Origin of the sequence: Thiobacillus sp. (assembly GCF_030696885.1) — a bacterium.
Taxonomy (GTDB): domain Bacteria; phylum Pseudomonadota; class Gammaproteobacteria; order Burkholderiales; family Thiobacillaceae; genus Thiobacillus.
Window position 1 is genome coordinate 74,116 of sequence record NZ_JAUYRI010000005.1, and the last position, 22,769, is coordinate 96,884.

The following is a 22,769-nucleotide window of genomic DNA, read 5'->3' on the forward strand; positions in this document are numbered from 1 at the left end:
GTCTAAACCCCGATCCCGATTCCGAACACCACGAGCCGATCCTTGACCGCGTCGGTCTGGCCGCGCCAGGCTTTTGCGCTGCGGGTCTGGATCAGCTGGCCGGGCAGGCTGAGGTCGGCGCCGACGCTGATCAACGTGTCGGGTGCCAGTGCGCTGGCCAGCGCGTCGAGCAGGGCGACGCTGCGGTAAGGCGTTTCGATGAAGAGCTGGGTGGCGCGATCGCGCCGGGCCGTTTTTTCCAGTTCGCGGATGGACTGACTGCGCTCGGGCTCCTTCGCCGGCAGATAGCCGTGGAAGGCAAAGCGCTGGCCGCCCAGCCCCGAGGCCATCAGTGCCAGCAGAATCGACGACGGTCCGATCAGCGGCACCACCGGAATGTTTGCTCGATGGGCAGCCAGCACGAGTGCGGCGCCGGGGTCGGCCACGGCGGGGCAGCCGGCCTCGGACAGCAGGCCGACGTCATGGCCGGCCTTGAGCGGTGCCAGCAGGGCGGGAATGGCGGCAGCCGGGGTGTGCTCGTTGAGCTCTTCAATCTGCAGCGCCTGAATCGGCTGCGGGTGTCCCATCGCTTTCAGGTGTGCGCGTGCCGTTTTGGCACGCTCGACGACGAAGTGTTCGAGACGGCGCGCGACGGCGAGGGTGTCGGGCGGCAGACAGGCGTCCGGACTGACCGGACCCAGCGGTACCGGGATCAGGTAGAGGCTTGCCATGTGAGCACGTCGACGCCTTCATTCATGAGCATCTCGGTCAGCGCCATCAGCGGCAGGCCGATCAGCGCGGTGGGGTCGGGGCTGTCCATGCGTTCCATCAGCGCAATGCCGAGCGACTCGCTCTTGGCCGAGCCGGCGCAGTCGTAGGGCGTTTCCTTTTGCAGATAGGCCGCGATCTGCGCGTCGGTCAGCGGACGGATGTGCACCACGGTCGGCACGTCGCGCGTCTGCGCGTGGCCCGTGCGGCTGTTGAGCAGCGTCAGCGCGGTATGGAACACCATCGCGCGGCCCTGCATTTTTTTCAGCTGTGCAAAGGCATTGTCGTAGTTGCCGGGCTTGCCGAGCTGCTCAGAATCCAGCATCAGCACCTGGTCGGAGCCGATGATGAGCGCATCGGGATAAGCGCTGGCGGCGGCCTGTGCCTTCAGCACCGACAGGCGCAGCGCAGTGGCCGAGGGCGTCTCACCCGGCAGCGGGGTTTCATCGACGTCGGGCGAAAGGATGTCGAACGGCAGATGCAAGCGCGCCAGCAGGTCGCGCCGGTAGCGCGAGGTGGATGCCAGAACCAGCTTCATCGCGGCTTATTCCGGCTGGATTTCCACCAGCGCCATGTCCGGCGTCACCGCGTCGCCTTTCTTGGCGGAAATGCTGATGACGATGCCGGCGATCGGCGCCTGCACTTCGTTTTCCATTTTCATCGCCTCGATCACCAGGATGCCGTCGCCGGCCTTGACCGTCTGGCCGATGCTGACCAGCACGTCAACAATGGTGCCGGGCATCGCAGCGGTGACGTGGCCGGGGTGGCTGGCGCGCGGTTTCTGGCCGGCGGCGGGCGCGGCGGCCGCCTTGCGCGGCGTGCTGTCGCCGCCGTTGCCGGAGATGGCAACCTCGTTCAACGACTCGACCAGCACTTCTTCGGTGACGCCATCGATTGCGACGAAATAGGGCCGCTGGCTGGAGTCGCTGCGGCCGCTGCCCGACAGCTTGATGTGATAGGTCTCGCCGTGCAGCGTGATCTTGAATTCATCGGCGGCGTAGTGCGGCGCGCATTCCTGCTGCGAGCCGCTGCCGGGCGGCAGCAGCTGCTCGGGCTTGAGGCTGCCGGCAGCGCGCTCCTGCAGCCAGGTCTTGCCGATTTCGGGGAACATCGCATAAGTCAGCACGTCCTCGTCGGACTTGGCCAGGCCCTCGATTTCGCCGCGCAGCTTGTCGAGTTCGTCGCCCATGAGGTCGGCCGGGCGGCAGGTGGTGACTTCGAGGTCGCCGATCGCCATCTTGCGGACTTCCTCGTTGATGTGGCCCGGCGCCTGGCCGTAGCGGCCCTGCAGGTAGAGCTTCACTTCGTTGGTGATCGACTTGTAGCGCGCGCCGGTCAGCACATTCAGCGCGGCCTGGGTGCCGACGATCTGTGAGGTGGGCGTCACCAGCGGCGGGAAGCCGAGGTCTTCGCGCACGCGTGGGATTTCCTCGAGCACGGCGTCCATGCGGTCGAGCGCGCCTTGCTCCTTCAGCTGGTTGGCGAGGTTGGAAATCATCCCGCCCGGCACTTGGTTGATCAGCACGCGCGTGTCGGTGCCGGTGAATTCCGATTCGTATTGCCAGTATTTCTTGCGCACTTCCTTGAAGTAGGCCGAGATTTCCTCGATCAGCGGCAGCGACAGTCCGGTGTCGTAGGCGGTACCGGCAAGTGCGGCGACCAGGCTCTGCGTGGTGGGGTGGCTCGCACCCTCGGCAAATGCGCCGACGCAGGTGTCGATAATGGTGGCGCCGGCTTCCACGGCCTTCAGGTGCGTCATGTGCGACAGCCCGGAGGTCGCATGGCTGTGGGTGTGGATCGGCAGTTGGGTGGCTTCGCGGATCGCGCAGACGAGGTCATACGCGGTGTATGGCGTGAGCAGGCCCGCCATGTCCTTGATCGCGATGGTGTCGCAGCCCATCTCGGCCAGGCCCTTGGCGAGCGCGACGAAATGCGGGATGTCGTGCACCGGGCTGGTGGTGTAGCAGACGGTGCCCTCGGCGTGCTTGCCGGCGGCCTTGACCGCCTCGATCGAGACTCTGAGATTACGCAGGTCGTTCATCGCGTCGAACACGCGGAACACGTCGACGCCGTTGTCGGCGGATTTCTGCACGAAGGCGCGCACCACGTCGTCGGAGTAGTTGCGGTAACCGAGCAGGTTCTGCCCGCGCAGCAGCATCTGGATTTGCGTGTTGGGCAGCGCTTTTCTGAGCTTGCGCAGGCGTTCCCACGGGTCTTCACGCAGGAAACGCACGCAGGCGTCGAAGGTGGCGCCGCCCCACGCTTCCAGCGACCAGAAGCCGACCGAGTCGAGCTTGCTGCAGATCGGCAGCATGTCTTCGGTGCGCATGCGGGTGGCTATGAGCGACTGGTGGCCGTCGCGTAGAACGAGATCGGTGATGTGTACTTTGGCCATAGTTTACGTTTACAAACCCTGGTGTGCGGCGATGGCGGCGGCGATGGCGGCAGCCATCACTTCCGGCGGTTTCTTTTCAGTGTATTGGGTAAGTTCCGGGTGCTCGTCCACGAAGCTCGTGTTGAAGCGACCGCTGCGGAACTCGGGGTTTTTCAGGATTTCCTGGTAGTAGGGAATCGTCGTCTTCACACCGTATACCAGCATGTCGGCCAGCGCACGCTGTCCGCGTGCCAGCGCGGATTCCCAGGTCAGGTTCCACACCGTGAGCTTGGCGCACATCGAGTCGAAGTAGGGCGGGATCACGTAGTCGGTGTAGATCGCCGCGTCGACACGCACGCCGGGGCCGCCCGGCGAGTAGTAGCGGGTGATGCGGCCGAGGCTGGGAAGAAACTCGTTCTTCGGGTCTTCGGCGTTGACGCGGAATTCGATCGCATAGCCGCGGTGCTGGATGTCTTCCTGCTTGTACTGCAGCGGCTGGCCATCGGCGATGCGGATTTGCTCCTGCACGATGTCGACGCCGGTAATGGTCTCGGTGATCGGGTGCTCGACCTGTAGCCGCGTGTTCATTTCCATGAAATAGAACTGGTTGTCTCGGTCGAGCAGGAATTCCACGGTGCCGGCATTGACGTAGCCCACCGCCTTGGCGGCGCGTACCGCCAGCTTGCCGATGTACTGGCGCTGCGCCTCGGTCAGCTGCGGGCTGGGCGCAATCTCGATCAGCTTCTGGTTGCGGCGCTGGATCGAGCAATCCCTTTCAAATAAATGGATCACGTTGCCCTGCGTATCGCCCAGGATCTGCACCTCGATGTGCTTGGGCTGCACCACGCATTTCTCGACGAAGACCTCGGGCTTGCCGAAGGCCTTGCTGGCTTCCGACACCACGCGGTCGTAGTTCTTCAGCAGGTCTTCCTCGCTGTCGCAGCGGCGGATGCCGCGCCCGCCGCCGCCGTTGGTGGCTTTCAGCATCACCGGATAGCCGATCTTGCTGGCCAGCGTGCGCGCCTCCTCGACGTTTTCCAGGTTGTGGTCGGAGCCGGGCACCACCGGGATGCCGGCGGCGAGCATCGCGTTGCGGGCCTGGATTTTGTCGCCCATGCGGCGGATCACCTCGGGCGAAGGGCCGATGAAGCGGATGCCGCGGCGTGCGCAGATGGTCGCCAGATCGGGGTTTTCGGAGAGAAAGCCGTAGCCGGGATGCAGCGCGTCGCAGCCCGACGCGGCGGCCAGGTTGACCAGGGTGTGTGCGTTCAGATAGCCCAGAATCGGGTCCTTGCCTATGTGGTAGGCCTCGTCGGCCTTCTTCACATGCAGGGCGTGGCGGTCGGCGTCGGTATAGATGGCGACCGACTTGATCCCAAGCTCGGCGCAGGCGCGCACGATGCGTACGGCGATCTCCCCCCGGTTGGCGACCAGTATTTTCTTAAGCATGGTCACCGTTTCTTTGACAAAAATAACGCGAAATCATATCATTGCGGGCTAATGTTTAACCGGGTGCGTCATGTCGGGTCTGTCCGACGCCGCGCCAGTACGTTGATTGGATGCGCCAAGTGTCGATTTGCCATGCTACAGCCTGTTGAAATCGACCCCGGGCGTTTCTGCCGGGATGGGCAGACGTGGGAAACCCGGACCGAGGTGTCTGCGTTTCCGCGTCTCGCTCTGGAATTTACGCAAGGCGAGCTGTTCTGTCGAGTCACCGGACGGACGGATGCGCGTGGGGGCCGGTCGTTCAGGCTGGCGATCAGCGGCGAAGTCGAACTGACCTGCCAGCGTTGCATGGGCCCCATGCGGCACGCGGTCGAGATCGGCCGCACGCTGCACCTGGCGCGCAATGAAGCGGAGCTGGAGCGGCTGGATGCGTTGCCCGACAGCGATGCGATCCTGGTCGGCGAAACGTTGAATCTGGTCGATCTGGTTGAGGATGAAGTGTTGTTGAGCCTGCCGCTGGCAGCAATGCACGCAGAAGGTGAATGCCCCGTCTGAGGGGTGCACGAAATTTTTTTAGGAGCAAGAAATGGCAGTCCAGCAGAACAAAAAGTCCCCGTCCAAGCGTGGCATGCACCGTTCGCACGATTTTCTGACCAACCCCCCGCTGGCCATCGAGCCGACCACGGGTGAAGCCCATCTGCGTCACCATATCAGCCCCAACGGCTTTTATCGTGGCCGCAAGGTCGTCAAGGCCAAAGGCGAATAATTCCCTGACGCGCTGCGCTGTAGTCATTAGACGGCCTGGCGCGCTTGATTCAGCCCACGCTTCCGGCTGTATGAGAAACATCACAGTCGCCATTGATGTCATGGGGGGCGATCACGGCCCCCATGTCACCGTCCCGGCGGCGATCCGTTGTCTTGCGCGCTACGCCGACCTGAGTGTCATTCTGGTCGGACCGCAGGACATCATCGCCGCCGAGCTCAAGACGCGCCGTGCCACGCCCGGCCCCCGTCTCCTCGTGCGCCACGCCAGTCAGGTGGTGGCGATGGACGAGGCGCCCGCGCTGGCGCTGCGCGGCAAAAAAGACTCCTCCATGCGCATTGCCATCGACCTCGTCAAGTCCGGTGAGGCCGACGCCTGCGTATCGGCCGGCAACACCGGCGCCCTGATGGCGACCGCGCGTTTCGTCCTCAAAACCTTGCCCGGCATCGACCGTCCCGCCATTGCGGCCGTGATGCCGACGATCAAGGGGCATGCGTTGGTGCTGGACATGGGCGCCAACGTCGACTGCACGGCCGAACACCTGCTGCAGTTCGGCGTCATGGGCGCGATGCTGGTATCGGCCGTCGAGCACCGGACGAACCCGAGCGTGGGCCTGCTCAACATCGGCGAGGAAGACATCAAGGGCAATGAAGTCGTGAAGCAGGCCGCCGAACTGTTGCGCGCGAGCCACCTGAACTTCTACGGCAACGTCGAGGGCGACGACATTTTCAAGGGCACCACCGATGTCGTGGTGTGCGACGGCTTTGTCGGCAACGTCACGCTGAAAGCCTCCGAAGGCCTGGCCAAGATGATCGCCACCACGCTACGCGCCGAATTCAAGCGCAACCTGCTGACCCGCATTGCCGGCCTGATCGCGATGCCGGTGTTGAAGGCGTTCAAGCAGCGGCTCGATCCGCGCCGCTACAATGGCGCCACGCTCTTGGGGCTGAAAGGCGTGGTGGTGAAAAGCCACGGTTCGGCCGACCGCTATGCGTTCGAGCATGCGATCGAGACGGCCAGCGACGAAGTCCGCAACAATGTTCTGCAGCGCATCAGCGAACAGATTCAACTTATTCAACGGGTAGCCGCTTGACCTATTCCCGCATTCTCGGCACCGGCAGCTATCTGCCGGCCCGCATCCTCACCAACGCCGATCTCGAAAAACTGGTGGAGACCAACGATCAATGGATCGTCGAGCGCACCGGCATCCGCGAGCGCCATATCGCCGCCGAGGGCGAGTTCACCAGCGATCTGGCGGTCGAGGCGGCGCGTGCCGCACTCGACGCGGCGGGCCTTGCGATCGACGACATCGACCTGCTGCTGGTCGCCACCACCACACCCGATCTGGTGTTTCCCAGCACCGCCTGCATCGTGCAGTCCAAGCTCGGCATGACCAATGGCCGCCCGGCGTTCGACCTGCAGGCGGTGTGCAGTGGTTTCGTCTACGCAATGAGCGTGGCCGACCAGTTCATCAAGACCGGCGCAGCCAAACACGTATTGGTCATCGGCGCCGAGACGCTGTCGCGCATCACCGACTGGAACGACCGCGGCAACTGCATCCTGTGGGGCGACGGCGCCGGCGCGGTGGTGCTGGGCGCATCTGCTGAGCCTGGCATCATCGCCACCCATATCCACGCCGACGGCCGCCACAAGGAATTGCTGCGCACCACCAATGGCACTTCCACCGGGATGAAGGAACCTGCGCTGATGCGGATGGAAGGCAATGCCGTGTTCAAGATGGCGGTCAACACGCTCGACCGCATCGTCGACGAAACGCTCGAAGCCAACGGTCTGCAGAAATCTGACATCGACTGGCTGGTGCCGCACCAGGCCAACATCCGCATCATTTCCGCCACCGCGAAGAAGCTCGGCATGAGCATGGACAACGTGGTGACCACCGTCGCCGGCCATGGCAACACCTCGGCCGCCTCGGTGCCGCTGGCGTTTGACGTGGCGGTGCGCGACGGGCGCATCAAGCGCGGCCAGACGGTGCTGATGGAGGCCTTTGGCGGTGGTTTTACATGGGGCTCCGTGCTCCTGAAGTACTGATTCCATGGAAGAGGGCAATGCTGTGAAACTGGCTTTTGTATTTCCCGGGCAGGGCTCGCAATCGGTCGGCATGCTGCAGGGTCTCGCCGCACGGCCCGAAGTGCGCCTCACCTTTTCCGAAGCCTCGGACGCGTTGAGCCAGGACCTGTGGACGCTGGTGAGCGAAGGGCCGGCCGACGCGCTGAACCAGACCGTCAACACCCAGCCCGCCATGCTCGCCGCCGATATCGCGACCTGGCGCGTATGGCAGGCGATGGGCGGGCCGCAGCCCGAGTGGCTGGCCGGCCATAGCCTTGGCGAATACGCCGCGCTGGTCGTGTCGGGCGCGATGAGCTTCCCCGATGCCGTCAAGCTGGTGCGTTTCCGCGCCGAGGCGATGCAGGTGGCAGTGCCCGAGGGCAGCGGCGCGATGGCGGCGATCCTCGGCCTCGACGACGACGTGGTGCGGGCCGTGTGCCTGGAGGCGGCAGCCGGCGACGTAGTCGAAGCGGTCAACCTCAACTCGCCCGGCCAGGTGGTGATCGCCGGCAGCCGCACGGCGGTCGAGCGCGCCATGGTGCTGGCGAAAGAGAAGGGCGCCAAGCGCGCGCTGCCGTTGCCGGTGTCGGTTCCTTCACATTCCTCGCTGATGTTGCCGGCCGCCGAGAAATTGCTGGCGCACCTGCAGGACGTGGCGATCATCGCGCCGACGATTCCAGTGCTGCACAACACCGACGTCGAGACGCACGCCAGCCCGGAAGCCATACGCGTGGCGCTGGCCAGGCAATTGCATACCCCGGTGCGCTGGGTCGAAACCGTGCTGGCGCTGAAAGCCGCTGGCGCCGAGCGCGTGATCGAATGCGGCCCCGGTAAGGTGCTGGCGGGCCTGACCAAGCGCATCGACGACAGCCTGCCTGCCGTGGCGCTGGTGGATGAAGCCAGCCTACAAGCTGCACTCAGCCAATAAGGAGACATCATGCTGCAAGGACAGATCGCTTTAGTAACCGGCGCCAGCCGTGGAATCGGCCAGGCCATCGCACTGGCGCTCGGCCAGGCCGGCGCGACCGTGGTTGGCACCGCCACCAGCGAGAAGGGCGCGCAGGCGATCACCGATTACCTGGCCGCCGCCAGCATCAAGGGCAGCGGCATGAAGCTCAACGTCACCGACGCCGCCGAAGTCGACGCCGTGATCGCGGCGATCGAAAAGGATTTCGGCGCGATCGGCATCCTGGTCAACAACGCCGGCATCACCCGCGACAATCTGTTGATGCGGATGAAGGACGAGGAGTGGGACGACATTATGGCGACCAATCTGACTTCGGTGTTCCGCCTGTCGCGCGCGGTGCTGCGCGCGATGATGAAGGCGCGCACCGGCCGCATCATTTCCATCGCCTCGGTGGTCGGCGCCATGGGCAATGCCGGACAGACCAACTACAGTGCGGCCAAGGCCGGCATCATGGGCTTCACCAAGTCGCTGGCGCGCGAAGTCGGCAGCCGCAACATCACGGTCAATTGCGTCGCGCCGGGCTTCATTGACACCGACATGACGCGCGCGCTGCCCGACGCGCAGCGTCAGGCGCTGCTTGCGCACATCCCGCTGGGACGCCTCGGCGCAGCGGAAGATATTGCGCAGGCAGTCGCGTTTCTGGCCTCACCCGCAGCAGGGTATATCTCGGGCACCACATTACATGTCAACGGCGGCATGTACATGGCGTAATCGCCCCCTCAAGTTTGGTAAAATCGTCCGGCTTCAATTTTGTTGAAGCCTTATTTCAAGAGAGGATCAGGAATGGATAACGTACAGCGTGTAATCAAAGTCGTCGCCGAGCAACTGGGCGTGAACGAGGCAGACATCAAGAACGAGTCTTCCTTCGTCGGCGACCTGGGCGCTGACTCGCTCGACACCGTTGAACTGGTGATGGCGCTGGAAGAAGAGTTCGGTTGTGAAATTCCCGATGAAGAGGCCGAGAAGATCACCACCGTTCAGCAGGCCATTGATTACGTCAACAGCCACTCGAGCTGATCACCCGCGCAATTGATCGGTCTTCGCCCGGTTCGGCGAGCCGCATCAAGCCAGCGCAGATTTCAATGTGGATCGATTCGGCATGCGCCAAGCCCGCTCTGCAACGGCAGGCGGGCCTGCCACCCGGCCATTCAATTCCGGTTGTGCCGAATCCCTGAATAAGGACTGACTTTTGTCCAAACGTCGCGTCGTCGTCACTGGCCTGGGGATCATCTCCCCGGTCGGCAACACCATCCCGGAAGCGTGGGAGAATCTGGTGGCTGGTCGCACCGGCATCGCCCGCATCGCCCGCTTTGACCCGTCTCCTTTCGCCTCTCACATGGCGGGCGAAGTCAAAAACTTCGATGTTGATCAGTATCTCAACCCGAAAGAAGCCCGCCGCATGGATACCTTCATCCAGTACGGCATGGCGGCCGGCATCCAGGCGATCCGCGACTCGGGCATCGAAATCACCGATGCCAACGCCGAGCGTATCGGCATCAATATCGGTTCCGGGATCGGCGGCCTGCCGCTGATCGAGGAAACGCACACCCTGTTGCTGGAATCCGGCCCGCGGAAGATTTCCCCCTTCTTCATTCCGGGTTCCATCATCAACATGATTTCCGGCAACCTCTCGATTCTGTATGGAATCAAGGGGCCCAATCTGGCAGTGGTCACCGCCTGCACCACCGGCCTGCATGCGGTGGGTCTGTCGGCCCGCATGATCGAGCACGGGGATGCCGACATGATGGTCGCCGGCGGCGCCGAGTGCGCGATTTCGCCGTTGGGTCTCGGTGGTTTTGCCGCGGCGCGCGCGCTGTCCACCCGCAACGACGACCCGGCCACCGCCAGTCGCCCGTGGGACAAGGACCGCGACGGCTTCGTGCTGGGCGAGGGCGCCGGCGTGCTGATGCTGGAGGAGTACGAGCATGCCAAGGCGCGCGGCGCGAAAATCTACGCCGAGGTCTCCGGCTTCGGCATGAGCGGCGACGCCTATCACATGACGGCGCCGAGCACCGACGGCCCCAAGCGCTCGATGCTGAATGCGCTGCGCGATGCGGGCGTGAATGCCGACCAGATTCACTACATCAACGCGCACGGCACCTCGACCCCGTTGGGCGACAAGAACGAGACCGATGCGATCAAGCTTGCGCTCGGCGAGGCGGCCTACAAGGCGGTGGTGAACTCGACCAAGTCGATGACCGGACACCTGCTCGGCGGCGCCGGCGGGGTGGAGTCGGTGTTCACCGTGCTGGCGGTGCATCATCAGGTCTCGCCGCCCACCATCAACATCTTCTCGCAAGACCCGGAATGCGACCTCGATTACTGCGCTAACACGGCGCGTGATCTCAAGATCGACGCCGCGCTCAAGAACAATTTCGGGTTCGGCGGCACCAACGGCTCGCTGGTCTTCAAGCGCGTTTGACCGTCGCCGCGGAGTGCATGCATACGCCCGAAATCCGGGAATGGCCGCTGCGGCCCGAACAGCAGCGGCCTGACCTGATCGGGTTGCAGGCGGCCCATCCGCAGCGTTATCCCGGACTCTTTCTCAGCAGCGGCGATAGCGGCTGGGACATCTTGTTTGCCTTTCCGCAAGACCCCACCCGCATCGATGCCGCAGACGGCCTCGCGCGCCTGCAGGCGCACCCGGCGATGCAGTGCCGACCCGTGCCGGCCGGCACGGCGTCCGCGCTGCCTTTCAGCGGTGGCTGGCTGTGCGCATGGGCCTATGAACTGGGCGGCCTGTTCGAGCCCAGCGCCGGCGCGGTCGCGGACGATGCCGACTTTCCCGTTGCGTGGCTGGTGCGCATTCCGGCGGCGATTCTGTTCGATCGCGCCAGCGGCCGCTGCCTGCTGCTGGCCGAAGCCGGCCAGTCTGCCCTGTTCGATCGGATGCAGGACGATCTGGCCACGGCTGTGCCGCCGCTGGCTGAGGTGCCGGCCCTGCGTGTGCTGCAGGAAGATGACCCCGCCGCGTTTCTGGCAGGCGTTGCACACATTCAGGATTACATCCGTGCCGGCGACGTGTTCCAGGTCAACCTGTCGCGCGGCTGGCGCGCCGAATTCGCGGCGCCGGTCTCTGCCGCCGCGCTGCTGGAACGCCTGATGCTGAAAAACCCGGCGCCGTTTTCCGCGTTGCTGCAGATGGAAGACTGGGCCATCGTGAGTTCTTCGCCGGAGCGGCTGGTGCGCCTCGGGCGGGACGGTGTGCTCGAAACGCGCCCGATTGCCGGCACCCATCCGCGCAGCGAAGATGCGGCGGAGGACGCTGCGCTGCGCGCGCGCCTCGAAGCCCATCCGAAGGAGCGCGCCGAACATGTCATGCTGGTCGATCTCGAACGCAACGACCTCGGGCGGGTCTGTGAACCGGGCAGCGTGGAAGTGGCGGCGCTGATGGAAATCGCCAGCTACCGCCACGTCCACCACATCGAATCGACCGTGCGTGGCCGGCTGCGTGACGGCGTCAGCGTGTTCGATGCCTTGCGCGCGGTGTTTCCCGGCGGCACCATTACCGGCTGTCCCAAGGTGCGCACCATGCAGATCATCCGTGAACTCGAACAGACACCGCGACGCAGCTATACCGGCAGCGTCGGCTATATCAACTGCGACGGCAGCTTCGACTTCAACATCCTGATTCGCAGTTTCCTGCTGCGCGGGGACACAGCCGATTTTCGCGCCGGCGCCGGCATCGTTGCCGATTCGGTGGCGACGCGCGAACTCGATGAAACGCGTGCCAAGGCACGTGGCCTGTTGCGTGCGCTTGAACCTGGAAACGGCAGTTGACCGCTCATCTGCCTTCGTCAATTCGCAAGGATGCCCAATGAGTGCCTCCGACATACTTTTTCCTATGGATAAGGTTCCGACATGACCCTCGTCAACGGCCAGCCTTGCGAAAGCATCGACGCGCACGACCGAGGTCTTGCTTACGGTGATGGCGTCTTCCGCACGCTGCGCACGCAGGCCGGCCAGCCGCTGTGGTGGTCCGACCATTACGCCACGCTCGCTGCCGACTGTGCAGCACTGAAGCTGGCGTGTCCCGACGAAGCGGTGTTGCACCGCGAAGCCTGCGCGGTGGCCGAAGCCGGGGCGGGCGTCGTCAAGATCGTGATCACGCGTGGCGTCGGCGTGCGTGGCTATGCTCCATCTGGCGGACAGGCCGTCACCCGGCTGGTGTTATCGGCGCCGCTGCCGCCGCATGCCGGCGCCGACGCGTCGCAGGCGATCACGGCGCGCTGGTGCAGCCTGCAGCTGGCGCGCCAGCCGCGGCTGGCCGGCATCAAGCACCTGAACCGGCTGGAGAACGTGCTGGCGCGGGCCGAATGGGACGACCCGGCCATTATCGAAGGCCTGCTGTGCGATACGGACGGCATGGTGATCGGCGGCGTCATGAGTAATCTGTTCTGGGCGCGGGACGGCGTGTTGTTCACGCCGGATCTCGGCCAGTGCGGCGTCGCCGGCGTGGCACGCACGCGTCTGCTGCGTGCGGCGGCGCGACGCGGCATCCCCACCCGTATCGAACGCCTGCCGCCTGCCGCTATACTCGCGGCAGACGAGCTGATGATCTGCAACAGTCTGATCGGCGTGCGCCGCGTCGCCCGGCTGGGTGACGCGAACTGGTCGCCCACCGGTTGGACCGACACCCTGAATGCGGCCTTGTATGAAGACAATTAAACGACTGCTCGCGCTGGTGCTGATCGCCGCGCTCCTGCTGGCAGGCGGCGTGGCCTGGTACGCCAGCCAGCCGCTGCGCATCGAGGCCTTGCCTAAAACCATCAACGTCGTGCCCGGCACGCACCTGCGGCAGCTGAGCACGCTGCTCGAGCGCGAGGGCGTGATCGACAACGCCCCGCTGTTCTGGCTGCTGGCGCGCGCGCTGGGCCGCGGCGACGCGCTCAAGGTCGGCGTCTACACCTTCGACCGGCCGCTGACGCCGCTGGCGCTGCTGGCCAGGATCGAGCGCGGCGAGGTGTCGCAGGTTGCGGTGCAGTTGATTGAGGGCTGGAACTGGCGCGAGGTGCGCGCCGCGCTCGCCGCGCAGCCGCTGCTGAAGAACGACAGCGCCGGCATGAGCGACGCCGAGCTGATGCAGGCGATCGGCGCCGAGGAAAGCCATCCCGAAGGCTTGCTGTTCCCCGATACCTATTTCTTTGCGCCGCACTCGTCCGACCTCAACGTGCTGCGGCGCGCCTATCGCCTGCAGCAGGAAAAACTGATGGCGGCGTGGGAGACCCGCGCGCCGGGCCTGCCGTATGCCACGCCCTACGAGGCGCTGATCATGGCGTCGATCGTGGAAAAAGAAACCGGCGCCGCGTTCGAGCGCCCCGAAATTGCCGGTGTGTTCGTCAACCGCCTCAGGCTGCGGATGCGCCTGCAGACCGACCCCACCGTCATCTATGGTGTAGGCGCGCGTTTCGACGGCAACCTGCGCAAGATCGATCTGCAGACCGACACGCCCTACAACACCTACACCCGCAGCGGGCTGCCGCCGACGCCGATTGCAATGCCCGGCGAGGCGGCGATCCGGGCCGCACTCAATCCGGCCACGACTGATGCGCTATATTTCGTTTCGCGCAACGACGGCACTCACGTGTTTTCCAGCAATCTTGAGGCGCACAACCGCGCCGTCAACCGCTACCAGAGACGATGAGCGCGCCCGGCAAATTCATCACCCTCGAAGGCGTCGACGGCGCCGGCAAGAGCACGCATCTGGACTTCGTCGCCGACTGGCTGCGCCGGCAGGGCAGGGAGGTCGTCGTCACCCGCGAGCCCGGCGGCACGCCGCTCGGCGAAACCCTGCGCGAACTGCTGCTGCATCAGGCCATGGATCCCGACACCGAACTCCTGCTGATGTTTGCCGCGCGCCAGCAGCACCTGGCCGAACTGATCCTGCCGACGCTGGCGCGCGGCGCCTGGGTGGTATCCGACCGCTTTACCGACGCCAGCTATGCCTACCAGTGCGGCGGGCGCGGCATTGCAGCCGAACGCATCGCCGCACTCGAAGCCTGGGTGCAGCGGGGATTTTCGCCCGATCTCACGCTGCTGTTCGACGTGCCGCCCGAGGTGGCCGGTGCGCGTCGCGCCGCCGCGCGCACCGCCGACCGGTTCGAGCGCGAAGCCGACAGTTTTTTCAGCCGCGTCCGGAATGCCTATCTTGAGCGGGCACAGGCCGAACCGGTGCGCATTCGCGTACTGGATGCGCGCCAAAGCATCGCGGCGCTGCAGGCCGAAATCGGCCCGCTGCTGCAGGCGCTGGCATGAGCGCACCCTACCCCTGGCTGGCGTCGCCCTGGCAGCGCCTGCTGGCCACCCGCGCCCGTCCGGCGCAGGCCCTGCTGCTGACAGGGCCGCGCGGCGTCGGCAAGGGCGCGCTGGCGCTGGCATGGGCGCAGGCCCTACTGTGCGAGGCGCCGCAGCCCGACGGCGCGGCCTGCGGCCAGTGCGCGGCATGTCACTGGTTCGAAACCGGCGGCCATCCCGATTTCCGCCTGGTCAGCCTGCAGGAAAAAACCACCAAGGACGGCGAAACCCGCCTGGCCACCGCAATCGAGGTCGATCAGGCGCGCGAGGCGGTCGATTACGTCCAGCTGTCCACCTACCGTGCCGGTTTCCGGGTGGTGCTGGTGAACCCGGCGGATAGCCTCAACCTCGCGGCCGCCAACGCGCTGTTAAAGGTGCTGGAGGAACCGCCGTTAAATACGGTGTTCGTACTGGTGTCGGATCAGCCGCGGCGCCTGCTGCCGACTATCCGCAGCCGCTGCACCCGGCTCGACATCGGCTTGCCGCCGCTCGATCTGGCTGCGCAATGGCTGGGGGCGCAGGGGGTGGCCGATGCGATCCAGCTGCTGGCGCTTTCGGGCGGCACCCCGCTCGATGCGCAGCGCTGGGCCGAGGGCAGCGAACTGGACGAACGCCGTGGCGTGCTGGAAAGTCTGGCGCGTCCCGCAAAACTCGATCCGGTGACCCTGGGCGAGCGCTGGAAAGCCGTCAGTCCGCAGACCTGGCACAACGTGGTGTACAAGTGGCTGGGCGACTTGCTGGCGGTCAGACTGCGCGGCAGTGTGCAGTTCAACCGCGACTTTGTCGACGTGCTGGCGCAGCTGGGCCAGCAGGCCGACCTGGCGAAGCTGCTGGCGCTGGCCCGCATGCAGGCGAACGAAGGCAGGACCCTGGCGCATCCGCTCAACCGGGCCTTGCAGCTGGAGGCCTGGCTGATTCAGTACCGGCACGTGTTTGATTGATGAGAGACAAACGATGAACGCAACAGCCAACGATACAGTAGGACAGGTCCGCCCCGGCGTGCTGTCGCTGTCGATCAAGGAAAAATCCGCCCTGTTCGCGGCCTACATGCCGTTCGTCAAGGGCGGCGGCCTGTTCATTCCCACTAACAAGAGCTACAAGATGGGCGAGGAAGTCTTCATGCTGCTGACGCTGATGGAGGACCCCGTCAAGCTGCCGGTGTCCGGCAAGGTGGTGTGGGTGACGCCCACCGGCGCGCACGGCAGCCGCACCCAGGGCGTCGGCGTGCAGTTCGCGTTCAACGAAAGCGGCAAGGCGGCGCAACACAAGATTGAAGGTTTGCTCGGCGGTTCGTTAAAATCGGTGCGTCCAACTCACACCATGTAGGGCAGGTACAAGATCCAAGTGACAAGAGCGGCGCCGAGCCCTTATATAAACCAAGGCGCCTTCAAGAACTTGTACCTTCTGCCTTGGATCTTGTACCTGAAATGTTCGTCGACTCCCACTGCCATATCAATTTCCCAGACCTTGCCGGCAAGCTGCCCGAGGTGTTCGCACGCATGGTGGCCAACCAGGTCAGCCACGCGCTGTGCATCAGCGTTGAACTGGAAAAATTTCCAGAAATCCGCAGCCTTGCCGAAACGCATCCCAATGTGTATGCCTCGGTCGGCGTGCATCCTGATCACGAGGACTGCACCGAGCCGACGGTGGACGAGTTGGTGATGCTGGCCGACCATCCGAAGGTGGTGGCGATCGGCGAGACCGGTCTGGATTATTTCCGGCTGACCGGCGACCTCGAATGGCAGCGCGAACGTTTCCGCACGCACATCCGTGCAGCGCGCGCCTGTCAGAAACCGCTGGTGATCCACACCCGTTCCGCTGCTGACGACACCCTGCGCATCATGCAGGAAGAGCACGCGGGCGAAGCGGGCGGCGTGATGCACTGCTTCACCGAGAGCCTGGCGGTGGCCGAGGCGGCCATCGAGCAGGGCTTCTACATCTCGTTTTCCGGCATCGTCACCTTCAAGAATGCCGTCAGCCTGCGCGAGGTGGCCGCCGCCATTCCGCTGGAGCGCATGCTGATCGAGACCGATTCGCCGTACCTGGCGCCGGTGCCGCACCGCGGGCAGACCAACGAGCCGGGCTTCGTCATGCATGTGGCCGAGGAAATTGCGCGGGTGCGCGGGATGCGCCTCGAGGCGGTGGGCGAGGCGACCACGCAGAATTTCTTCCGGCTGTTCGCCGCGGCGCGCCCCTGAGTCGGCCTGCGCGCGGCTTCAGGTAAGCTCGCGCAGCCGGATCCGCGCGGGTGATTGCTGCCCCATTTTTAGTTTTTCATTGAAACATAGAAGTATTTCGGCCAAGACCCAGCATTCTTAACTAGACGTGCTTGCCTGTGCAGCCAGACGGTCAAGCACCCGCGCTGCCGCCCGCAGGCCGAAACTGGCGGTGACGCACACCGAAGACCCGAAGCCAGCGCAGTTGAGCCCGTGCAGCGCCGCGTCCTCGGGCCGCTCGTCGCATACGGCGGCTTCGGCCTCGGGGTAGGCGAGTGGCTCAGTGGAATACACGCAGTCGACGCCGAACTTGCGGCCGGCTGCGGGATAGCCGTGCTCGCGGCGCAGGCGGCTGCGCACCTTGGCGAGCAGCGGATCCTCTGTGGTGCGGGCAAGGTCGGCCAGCGCGATGCGGCCGGGGTCGGTCTGGCCGCCGGCGGCGCCCACGCAGACCAGCTTCATGCGCCGCCGCCGGCAGTGGGCGATCAGCGCGACCTTGGCGCGGGCGTTGTCGATGGCGTCCACCACGTAGTCGAAGTCGCCTGCCAGCAGGTCCGCCACATTGTCGGGGGTCAGGAATTCCTCCACCCCCGTCACCCGGCAGTGCGGGTTGATGGCGTGGATGCGCTCGGCCATGGCTTGGGTTTTCGACTTGCCGAGTTCGTGCGTCAGCGCATGCACCTGACGGTTGATATTGGATTCGGCCAGATGATCGGGGTCGATCAGGGTCAGCCGGCCGATGGCGGTGCGCGCCAGCGCCTCGGCCGTCCAGGCGCCGACGCCACCGATGCCGATGACGCAGACATGCGACTGTTGAAAGCGCGTCAGCGCCGCCGCGCCGTACAACCGCCGCACGCCGCCGAATCGCCGTTCGAAATCGATTGCGTGTTCACCGGAAAAAAGCTCGGTCATGCAGCGGAAGGAAAAGGGGGGAGCGGAAAGTCAGCGGCCGGGAGAACCCGGCCGCTGAGGTTTACAGACTGGCGCTTTCCAGTTCGAACTGGATTGCCTGGATGCCGGCCTTGGCGCAGGCTTCGTCCTGCGCGCCGGTGGCCGCACCCGAGATGCCGATCGCGCCGATGATGTTGCCGGCGGCCTCGATCGGCAGGCCGCCTGCAGAGAACACTAGACCCTCGACCTTGCCGACCGAGAACGGCTGGGTGAAGCGGTTTTCCATGCTCGAGGTGGCGGCATTGAAGTTGACTGCGGTGTTGGCTTTTTGCTTGCTGATCTCCAGCGTGATGCGCGGCGCCAGGGTGTCACGCAACACCGCCATTGGATCGCCGCTGCGGTCCACCACGGTGACCCCGATCTGGATGCCTTCCTTGCGGCAGGCGTCGAGCGCGGCGCGCGCCATTTTTTCCGAAGCCTCGACCGTCAGTCGCGGAATCTTGACGATGACCGGGACATCGGCGGCCAGGGCGGGAAAGGCGGAAAAGGCGAAAAATACGGCACAGCTGGCAACGATCAGCGAGGGTTTGCGCATGTTCATGTCTCCTTGGTGTGGTGGAAGCAAGGCGGATCCCGCTCCGGAATCTCCGAGGCGTGAACCCGGAGTTTACTGCCCGAAGAAGGATTTCACCTTGTCCATGAACGACTGCGCGCGCGGGTTATTGTTCCGCCCTGGGCTCAGCGCCTCGAATTCCCGCAGCAATTCGCGCTGACGCTCGGACAGGTTGACCGGCGTTTCGATCTGCATGTGGCACAGGAGGTCGCCCGGCGCATTGCTGCGCACACCCTTGATGCCCTTGCCGCGCAGGCGGAACACCTTGCCCGACTGCGTCTCGGCTGGGATCTTGATCTTGGCGTGGCCTTCCAGCGTGGGGATCTCGACCTCGCCGCCGAGCGCGGCGGTGGCAAAGCTGATCGGCATTTCGCAATGCAGGTCGTCGCCGTCGCGCTTGAACACCGGGTGGTCTTTCAGGTGGATGACCACATAGAGGTCGCCCGCCGGTCCGCCGTTGACGCCGGCTTCGCCCTCGCCGCCAAGACGGATGCGGTCGCCGCTGTCGACCCCGGCGGGAATTTTCACCGACAGCGTCTTGTGCTTCTTGACGCGTCCTTCGCCGTGGCAGGCGGTGCAGGGATCGGCCACCATCTTGCCGGTTCCGCTGCAGCGCGGGCAGGTTTGCTGCACCGAGAAAAAGCCCTGCTGGATGCGCACCTGGCCGTGGCCGCCGCAGGTGGCGCAGGTGGTTGGCGTGGTGCCCGGCTTGGCGCCGCTGCCGTGGCAGGTGCCGCATTCCTCCAGCGTCGGGATGCGGATCTTGGTCTCGGTGCCACGCGCGGCTTCTTCCAGCCCGATTTCCAGGTTGTAGCGCAGGTCGGCGCCACGGTAGACGCGGTCGCGGCGATTACCGCCCGCGCCGCCGCCGAAGATGTCGCCGAAGATGTCGGAGAAGGCATCGGAAAACCCACTGCCGCCGCCACCCATGCCGGCCTGCTGGTCGACCCCGGCATGGCCGAACTGGTCGTAGGCCGCCCGCTTGTCGGCGTCGGACAGGACTTCATAGGCCAGCTTGGCTTCCTTGAATTTTTCTTCCGCACCCTTGTCGTCCGGGTTGCGGTCGGGGTGGTGCTTCATGGCCAGCTTGCGGTAGGCCTTCTTGATGTCTTCGTCCGAGGCATTCTTGGCGATGCCGAGGACTTCGTAGTAGTCGCGTTTTGACATGGGGTGATAAGAAAAGTGGGAAGGGTAAAGGGGGAAGGGTGAAAGGAAAAGGGAAAAGGGAGACTGGTTTTACCCTTCTCCCTTGAGCGCCGCAGACGCGGTCCCTTCCCCCTTCACGGACTTACTTGTCCTTCACCTCTTCGAACTCGGCATCGACCACATTGTCGTCGGCTGCGCCCGCGTTGCCGCCGGGTGCGGCACCGGCCGGCTGCGCCTGGGCCTGCTCGGTCTTGTACATCTCCTCGGCGAGCTTGTGGCTGGCGGTGGCGAGCGCCTGGGTCTTGGCTTCGATCGTGTCCTTGTCGCCTTCGCGCACGGCCTCCTCGCACTCCTTCAGTGCGGTTTCGATCGCAGCCTTTTCGTCGGCCGACACCTTGTCGCCGTAGTCGGCGAGTGACTTCTTCACCGAGTGGATCATGCCGTCGGCGGCGTTGCGTGCAGTCGCCAGTTCGACGGCCTTGTGGTCTTCGGCGGCGTTGGCTTCAGCGTCCTTCACCATGCGCTGGATTTCTTCTTCGCTCAAGCCCGACGACGCCTGGATCTTGATCTTGTTCTCCTTGCCGGAAGCCTTGTCCTTGGCCGACACATGCAGGATGCCATTGGCGTCGATATCGAAGGTGACCTCGATCTGCGGCATGCCGCGCGGCGCCGGCGGGATGTCGGACAGGTTGAACTGGCCGAGGCTCTTGTTGCCCGAGGCGATTTCACGCTCGCCCTGCAGCACGTGTACCGTCACCGCGCTCTGGTTGTCGTCGGCGGTGGAGAACACCTGGCTCGCCTTGGTCGGGATCGTGGTGTTCTTCGGGATCAGTTTGGTCATCACGCCGCCCAGGGTTTCGATGCCCAGGCTCAGAGGCGTCACGTCGAGCAGCAGCACGTCCTTCACTTCGCCCTTCAGCACGCCGCCCTGAATCGCGGCGCCCACGGCCACGGCTTCGTCCGGGTTGACGTCACGACGCGGGTCCTTGCCGAAGAAGTCCTTCACCGCGTCCATCACCTTGGGCATGCGGGTCTGGCCGCCAACCAGGATGACGTCGTCGATCTGCGAGGTGGTCAGCCCAGCGTCCTTCAGCGCCATCTTGCACGGCTCGATGGTGCGGCTGATCAGGTCTTCCACCAGCGCCTCGAACTTGGCGCGGGTGATTTTCACAGCCAGGTGCTTGGGACCGGACGCATCGGCCGTGATGTAGGGCAGGTTGACTTCGGTCTGCTGCGCCGACGACAGCTCGATCTTGGCCTTCTCGGCGGCTTCCTTCAGGCGCTGCAACGCGAGCACGTCCTTCTTCAGGTCGACGCCCGAGTCCTTCTTGAATTCTTCCGCGATGTAGTCGATCAGGCGCTGGTCGAAGTCCTCGCCGCCGAGGAAGGTGTCGCCGTTGGTCGACAGCACTTCGAACTGGTGCTCGCCGTCCATTTCGGCAATTTCAATAATGGAAATGTCGAAGGTGCCGCCGCCAAGGTCATACACCGCAATCTTGCGGTCGCCTTCCTTCTTGTCCATGCCGAAGGCGAGCGCGGCTGCGGTCGGCTCGTTGATGATGCGCTTGACGTCGAGGCCGGCGATGCGGCCGGCGTCCTTGGTCGCCTGACGCTGGCTGTCGTTGAAGTAGGCCGGCACCGTGATCACGGCTTCGGTCACTTCTTCGCCCAGGTAGTCCTCGGCGGTTTTCTTCATCTTGCGCAGGGTCTCGGCCGACACCTGCTGCGCCGCCATTTTCTGGCCGCGGACTTCCACCCAGGCATCGCCGTTGTCGGCCTTGACGATCTTGTAGGGCATCAGGCCGATGTCCTTCTGTACTTCCTTCTCTTCGAACCGACGTCCAATGAGCCGCTTCACCGCATACAGCGTGTTCTTCGGGTTGGTCACCGCCTGGCGCTTGGCCGGCGCGCCGACCAGAATTTCGCCGTCTTCGGTGTAGGCGACGATGGACGGCGTGGTGCGCGCGCCCTCGGCGTTCTCGATGACTTTCGGCGTGCCGTTTTCCATCACCGCCACGCAGGAGTTGGTGGTACCCAGGTCAATGCCAATAATGCGTCCCATGATGCGTTCCTTCTAAAAGAGATTGAATTGATTCAAATGTGGGGGAGGTTCGGTTTATTTCAAGGCAGCGCTACCCAAGCTCGGCCGCAGTGTCTTTCGCGGCTCAGCCGCCGGGGCCCTTGGCCACCATTACCAGCGCCGGCCGCAGCGTGCGCTCGTTGAGGCGGTAGCCTTTCTGCAGCACCGTCACCACGGTGTTGGCCGGCTGGTCGGACTCGACCACCTGGATCGCCTGATGCAGGTGCGGGTCGAATTTTTCGCCCAACGGGTCGATGTCGTTGAGATTGAATTTGCCGAATGCGGCGGTCAGTTGCTTCAGCGTCAGCTCGACGCCGTCGCGGAGGTTTTCCACGCTGGGCGACTCGGCGGCGAGCGCGGCTTCCAGGCTGTCCTTCACCGCCATCAGTTCGCTGGCGAAGTTTTCCACTGCAAACTTGCGTGCCTTGTCGACGTCTTCCGCCGCGCGGCGGCGCATGTTCTCGGTTTCCGCCTTGGCGCGCAACCAGGCGTCGTGGTGCTCGGCCGCCTGCAGTTCGGCTGCCTTCAGCAGCGCTTCCAGGCTCGGCATGGTGTCTTTTTCGGGGTGCTCGCTGGCGTCGGCGTCGGTTTTGAGTTCGTCCTGCATGTGGGCTCCAATTGGGTTCTCGCGAAGACATGGGGGCGCCTGCAGGCTTTTCAAGCCCCCGGTGCAAATTAGCGGGCGGGCCCGCTTTCAGCGGAAGACCGGAATAAAGCGGCGTGCGCTGCCGTTTTGATCAAAGGGAGGGCGAAGCATGGAACGATACTGATCGAGGGCTTCACGCCCACCGCTGGCCGCCGTGGCGATGCGCAACGCCTCCCCGCATCAGCCGGCGTGCCTTGGATTGCGGCGCCTCTCCGGTTTGCCTTAACCCGGCCGCTCGATTAGAATGCGCGGCTCCCGGAGAGGTGGATGAGCGGTTTAAGTCGCACGCCTGGAAAGCGTGTTTAGGATAATATCCTAACGCGGGTTCGAATCCCGCCCTCTCCGCCAGCATTCGCGGTATCGCCTGTTTCCCGCCCCCTCAGCCGCATCTCGCGGCATTACGTTCCAGCCTTTTTACCTGAACGCCCGAATCGAGCTGCCCTGCCACGGCGCCGTCGAAATCGGCGCGTTGGTATAAATGAACTAAAATACCGACTGCCCAAACCCGCGCGTCAGCGT

General features: G+C 64.6%; 24 protein-coding genes and 1 tRNA gene. 16 read left to right on the forward strand and 9 right to left on the reverse strand.

Annotated features, from left to right (window positions below; genetic code table 11):
* Positions 1-2: 2 nt before the first annotated feature.
* From Q8R61_RS01405 to Q8R61_RS01420, 4 genes are read right to left on the reverse strand one after another with little or no spacing between them, the layout of a single operon-like run.
* Positions 3-710 carry an SAM-dependent methyltransferase gene (locus Q8R61_RS01405; protein WP_305533523.1) on the reverse strand — a complete coding sequence of 236 codons (708 nt, stop codon included), beginning with the start codon at positions 708-710 and terminating at the stop codon, positions 3-5.
* Positions 692-1,285 (reverse strand): Maf family nucleotide pyrophosphatase, encoded by a 594-nt coding sequence (locus Q8R61_RS01410; RefSeq protein WP_305533524.1) that lies wholly within the window; start codon positions 1,283-1,285, stop codon positions 692-694. The genes Q8R61_RS01405 and Q8R61_RS01410 overlap by 19 nt, the downstream gene beginning before the upstream one ends.
* A 6-nt stretch (positions 1,286-1,291) precedes the next feature.
* The gene (gene oadA, locus Q8R61_RS01415) at positions 1,292-3,142 is read right to left on the reverse strand and encodes a sodium-extruding oxaloacetate decarboxylase subunit alpha (protein ID WP_305533525.1); all 1,851 of its coding nucleotides are present in this window, start codon (positions 3,140-3,142) and stop codon (positions 1,292-1,294) included.
* A 9-nt stretch (positions 3,143-3,151) separates the two neighbouring features.
* A complete protein-coding gene (locus tag Q8R61_RS01420; protein ID WP_305533526.1) occupies positions 3,152-4,570 on the reverse strand; it encodes an acetyl-CoA carboxylase biotin carboxylase subunit in 1,419 nt (472 codons plus the stop codon).
* A gap of 132 nt (positions 4,571-4,702) precedes the next feature.
* Here Q8R61_RS01420 and Q8R61_RS01425 point away from each other — a divergent pair, with 132 nt between their 5' ends.
* From Q8R61_RS01425 to Q8R61_RS01495, 15 genes are all read left to right on the forward strand, one after another.
* Positions 4,703-5,122, forward strand: a complete 420-nt coding sequence (locus tag Q8R61_RS01425; protein WP_305533527.1) for a DUF177 domain-containing protein — start codon at positions 4,703-4,705, stop codon at positions 5,120-5,122.
* A 31-nt stretch (positions 5,123-5,153) separates the two neighbouring features.
* Entirely contained in the window at positions 5,154-5,333 is a 180-nt protein-coding gene (gene rpmF / locus Q8R61_RS01430; RefSeq protein ID WP_305533528.1) for a 50S ribosomal protein L32, read from the forward strand.
* 70 nt (positions 5,334-5,403) lie between these two features.
* Positions 5,404-6,423 carry a phosphate acyltransferase PlsX gene (gene plsX / locus Q8R61_RS01435; RefSeq protein WP_305533529.1) on the forward strand — a complete coding sequence of 340 codons (1,020 nt, stop codon included), beginning with the start codon at positions 5,404-5,406 and terminating at the stop codon, positions 6,421-6,423.
* A complete protein-coding gene (locus Q8R61_RS01440; protein ID WP_305533530.1) occupies positions 6,420-7,379 on the forward strand; it encodes a beta-ketoacyl-ACP synthase III in 960 nt (319 codons plus the stop codon). The genes plsX and Q8R61_RS01440 overlap by 4 nt, the downstream gene beginning before the upstream one ends.
* A 22-nt stretch (positions 7,380-7,401) precedes the next feature.
* Complete coding sequence (gene fabD / locus Q8R61_RS01445; RefSeq protein WP_371133529.1) at positions 7,402-8,325, forward strand: ACP S-malonyltransferase; 924 nt, start codon at positions 7,402-7,404, stop codon at positions 8,323-8,325.
* 9 nt (positions 8,326-8,334) lie between these two features.
* Complete coding sequence (fabG, locus tag Q8R61_RS01450; protein WP_305533532.1) at positions 8,335-9,075, forward strand: 3-oxoacyl-ACP reductase FabG; 741 nt, start codon at positions 8,335-8,337, stop codon at positions 9,073-9,075.
* Positions 9,076-9,147: 72 nt separating this feature from the next.
* On the forward strand, positions 9,148-9,381 hold the full coding sequence (gene acpP, locus Q8R61_RS01455; protein WP_305533533.1) for an acyl carrier protein: 234 nt from the start codon (positions 9,148-9,150) through the stop codon (positions 9,379-9,381).
* Positions 9,382-9,553: 172 nt separating this feature from the next.
* Positions 9,554-10,786, forward strand: coding sequence for a beta-ketoacyl-ACP synthase II (fabF, locus tag Q8R61_RS01460; RefSeq protein WP_305533534.1), 1,233 nt, complete (start codon positions 9,554-9,556; stop codon positions 10,784-10,786).
* 17 nt (positions 10,787-10,803) lie between these two features.
* Positions 10,804-12,144: an aminodeoxychorismate synthase component I gene (locus tag Q8R61_RS01465; protein WP_305533535.1), complete on the forward strand. Its 1,341-nt coding sequence runs from the start codon at positions 10,804-10,806 to the stop codon at positions 12,142-12,144.
* Positions 12,145-12,225: 81 nt separating this feature from the next.
* On the forward strand, positions 12,226-13,032 hold the full coding sequence (pabC, locus tag Q8R61_RS01470; protein WP_305533536.1) for an aminodeoxychorismate lyase: 807 nt from the start codon (positions 12,226-12,228) through the stop codon (positions 13,030-13,032).
* Positions 13,019-14,008, forward strand: a complete 990-nt coding sequence (gene mltG / locus Q8R61_RS01475) for an endolytic transglycosylase MltG (RefSeq protein WP_305533537.1) — start codon at positions 13,019-13,021, stop codon at positions 14,006-14,008. Before pabC ends, mltG begins: the two co-directional genes overlap by 14 nt.
* Positions 14,005-14,619 (forward strand): dTMP kinase, encoded by a 615-nt coding sequence (tmk, locus tag Q8R61_RS01480; protein ID WP_305533538.1) that lies wholly within the window; start codon positions 14,005-14,007, stop codon positions 14,617-14,619. The genes mltG and tmk overlap by 4 nt, the downstream gene beginning before the upstream one ends.
* Complete coding sequence (gene holB / locus Q8R61_RS01485; protein WP_305533539.1) at positions 14,616-15,599, forward strand: DNA polymerase III subunit delta'; 984 nt, start codon at positions 14,616-14,618, stop codon at positions 15,597-15,599. The genes tmk and holB overlap by 4 nt, the downstream gene beginning before the upstream one ends.
* A gap of 13 nt (positions 15,600-15,612) precedes the next feature.
* Entirely contained in the window at positions 15,613-15,984 is a 372-nt protein-coding gene (locus Q8R61_RS01490) for a PilZ domain-containing protein (RefSeq protein WP_305533540.1), read from the forward strand.
* A gap of 101 nt (positions 15,985-16,085) precedes the next feature.
* Positions 16,086-16,856, forward strand: a complete 771-nt coding sequence (locus Q8R61_RS01495; RefSeq protein ID WP_305533541.1) for a TatD family hydrolase — start codon at positions 16,086-16,088, stop codon at positions 16,854-16,856.
* Between the two features lie 117 nt (positions 16,857-16,973).
* On the opposite strand, the gene tcdA is transcribed toward Q8R61_RS01495, so the two are convergent.
* The 5 genes from tcdA to grpE form a co-directional block, all read right to left on the reverse strand.
* Entirely contained in the window at positions 16,974-17,786 is an 813-nt protein-coding gene (tcdA, locus tag Q8R61_RS01500; RefSeq protein ID WP_305533542.1) for a tRNA cyclic N6-threonylcarbamoyladenosine(37) synthase TcdA, read from the reverse strand.
* A 61-nt stretch (positions 17,787-17,847) separates the two neighbouring features.
* Positions 17,848-18,360 carry a heme-binding protein gene (locus tag Q8R61_RS01505; protein ID WP_305533543.1) on the reverse strand — a complete coding sequence of 171 codons (513 nt, stop codon included), beginning with the start codon at positions 18,358-18,360 and terminating at the stop codon, positions 17,848-17,850.
* 72 nt (positions 18,361-18,432) lie between these two features.
* Positions 18,433-19,545 carry a molecular chaperone DnaJ gene (dnaJ, locus tag Q8R61_RS01510; protein WP_305533544.1) on the reverse strand — a complete coding sequence of 371 codons (1,113 nt, stop codon included), beginning with the start codon at positions 19,543-19,545 and terminating at the stop codon, positions 18,433-18,435.
* A gap of 121 nt (positions 19,546-19,666) precedes the next feature.
* On the reverse strand, positions 19,667-21,586 hold the full coding sequence (gene dnaK / locus Q8R61_RS01515) for a molecular chaperone DnaK (protein WP_305533545.1): 1,920 nt from the start codon (positions 21,584-21,586) through the stop codon (positions 19,667-19,669).
* A 103-nt stretch (positions 21,587-21,689) separates the two neighbouring features.
* The gene (gene grpE, locus Q8R61_RS01520; protein WP_305533546.1) at positions 21,690-22,211 is read right to left on the reverse strand and encodes a nucleotide exchange factor GrpE; all 522 of its coding nucleotides are present in this window, start codon (positions 22,209-22,211) and stop codon (positions 21,690-21,692) included.
* A 296-nt stretch (positions 22,212-22,507) separates the two neighbouring features.
* Here grpE and Q8R61_RS01525 point away from each other — a divergent pair.
* Positions 22,508-22,598, forward strand: a tRNA-Ser gene (locus Q8R61_RS01525).
* Positions 22,599-22,769 lie beyond the last annotated feature (171 nt).

Excerpts from the sequence above, each read along its gene's own strand:
- Q8R61_RS01405 (WP_305533523.1), bottom strand. The coding sequence starts at position 710 with ATGGCAAGCCTCTACCTGATCCCGGTACCGCTGGGTCCGGTCAGTCCG.
- Q8R61_RS01410 (WP_305533524.1), bottom strand. The coding sequence starts at position 1,285 with ATGAAGCTGGTTCTGGCATCCACCTCGCGCTACCGGCGCGACCTGCTG.
- oadA (WP_305533525.1), bottom strand. The coding sequence starts at position 3,142 with ATGGCCAAAGTACACATCACCGATCTCGTTCTACGCGACGGCCACCAG.
- Q8R61_RS01420 (WP_305533526.1), bottom strand. The coding sequence starts at position 4,570 with ATGCTTAAGAAAATACTGGTCGCCAACCGGGGGGAGATCGCCGTACGC.
- Q8R61_RS01425 (WP_305533527.1), top strand. The coding sequence starts at position 4,703 with ATGCTACAGCCTGTTGAAATCGACCCCGGGCGTTTCTGCCGGGATGGG.
- rpmF (WP_305533528.1), top strand. The coding sequence starts at position 5,154 with ATGGCAGTCCAGCAGAACAAAAAGTCCCCGTCCAAGCGTGGCATGCAC.
- plsX (WP_305533529.1), top strand. The coding sequence starts at position 5,404 with ATGAGAAACATCACAGTCGCCATTGATGTCATGGGGGGCGATCACGGC.
- fabG (WP_305533532.1), top strand. The coding sequence starts at position 8,335 with ATGCTGCAAGGACAGATCGCTTTAGTAACCGGCGCCAGCCGTGGAATC.
- acpP (WP_305533533.1), top strand. The coding sequence starts at position 9,148 with ATGGATAACGTACAGCGTGTAATCAAAGTCGTCGCCGAGCAACTGGGC.
- Q8R61_RS01465 (WP_305533535.1), top strand. The coding sequence starts at position 10,804 with ATGCATACGCCCGAAATCCGGGAATGGCCGCTGCGGCCCGAACAGCAG.
- pabC (WP_305533536.1), top strand. The coding sequence starts at position 12,226 with ATGACCCTCGTCAACGGCCAGCCTTGCGAAAGCATCGACGCGCACGAC.
- mltG (WP_305533537.1), top strand. The coding sequence starts at position 13,019 with ATGAAGACAATTAAACGACTGCTCGCGCTGGTGCTGATCGCCGCGCTC.
- tmk (WP_305533538.1), top strand. The coding sequence starts at position 14,005 with ATGAGCGCGCCCGGCAAATTCATCACCCTCGAAGGCGTCGACGGCGCC.
- holB (WP_305533539.1), top strand. The coding sequence starts at position 14,616 with ATGAGCGCACCCTACCCCTGGCTGGCGTCGCCCTGGCAGCGCCTGCTG.
- Q8R61_RS01490 (WP_305533540.1), top strand. The coding sequence starts at position 15,613 with ATGAACGCAACAGCCAACGATACAGTAGGACAGGTCCGCCCCGGCGTG.
- Q8R61_RS01495 (WP_305533541.1), top strand. The coding sequence starts at position 16,086 with ATGTTCGTCGACTCCCACTGCCATATCAATTTCCCAGACCTTGCCGGC.
- tcdA (WP_305533542.1), bottom strand. The coding sequence starts at position 17,786 with ATGACCGAGCTTTTTTCCGGTGAACACGCAATCGATTTCGAACGGCGA.
- Q8R61_RS01505 (WP_305533543.1), bottom strand. The coding sequence starts at position 18,360 with ATGCGCAAACCCTCGCTGATCGTTGCCAGCTGTGCCGTATTTTTCGCC.
- dnaJ (WP_305533544.1), bottom strand. The coding sequence starts at position 19,545 with ATGTCAAAACGCGACTACTACGAAGTCCTCGGCATCGCCAAGAATGCC.
- dnaK (WP_305533545.1), bottom strand. The coding sequence starts at position 21,586 with ATGGGACGCATTATTGGCATTGACCTGGGTACCACCAACTCCTGCGTG.
- grpE (WP_305533546.1), bottom strand. The coding sequence starts at position 22,211 with ATGCAGGACGAACTCAAAACCGACGCCGACGCCAGCGAGCACCCCGAA.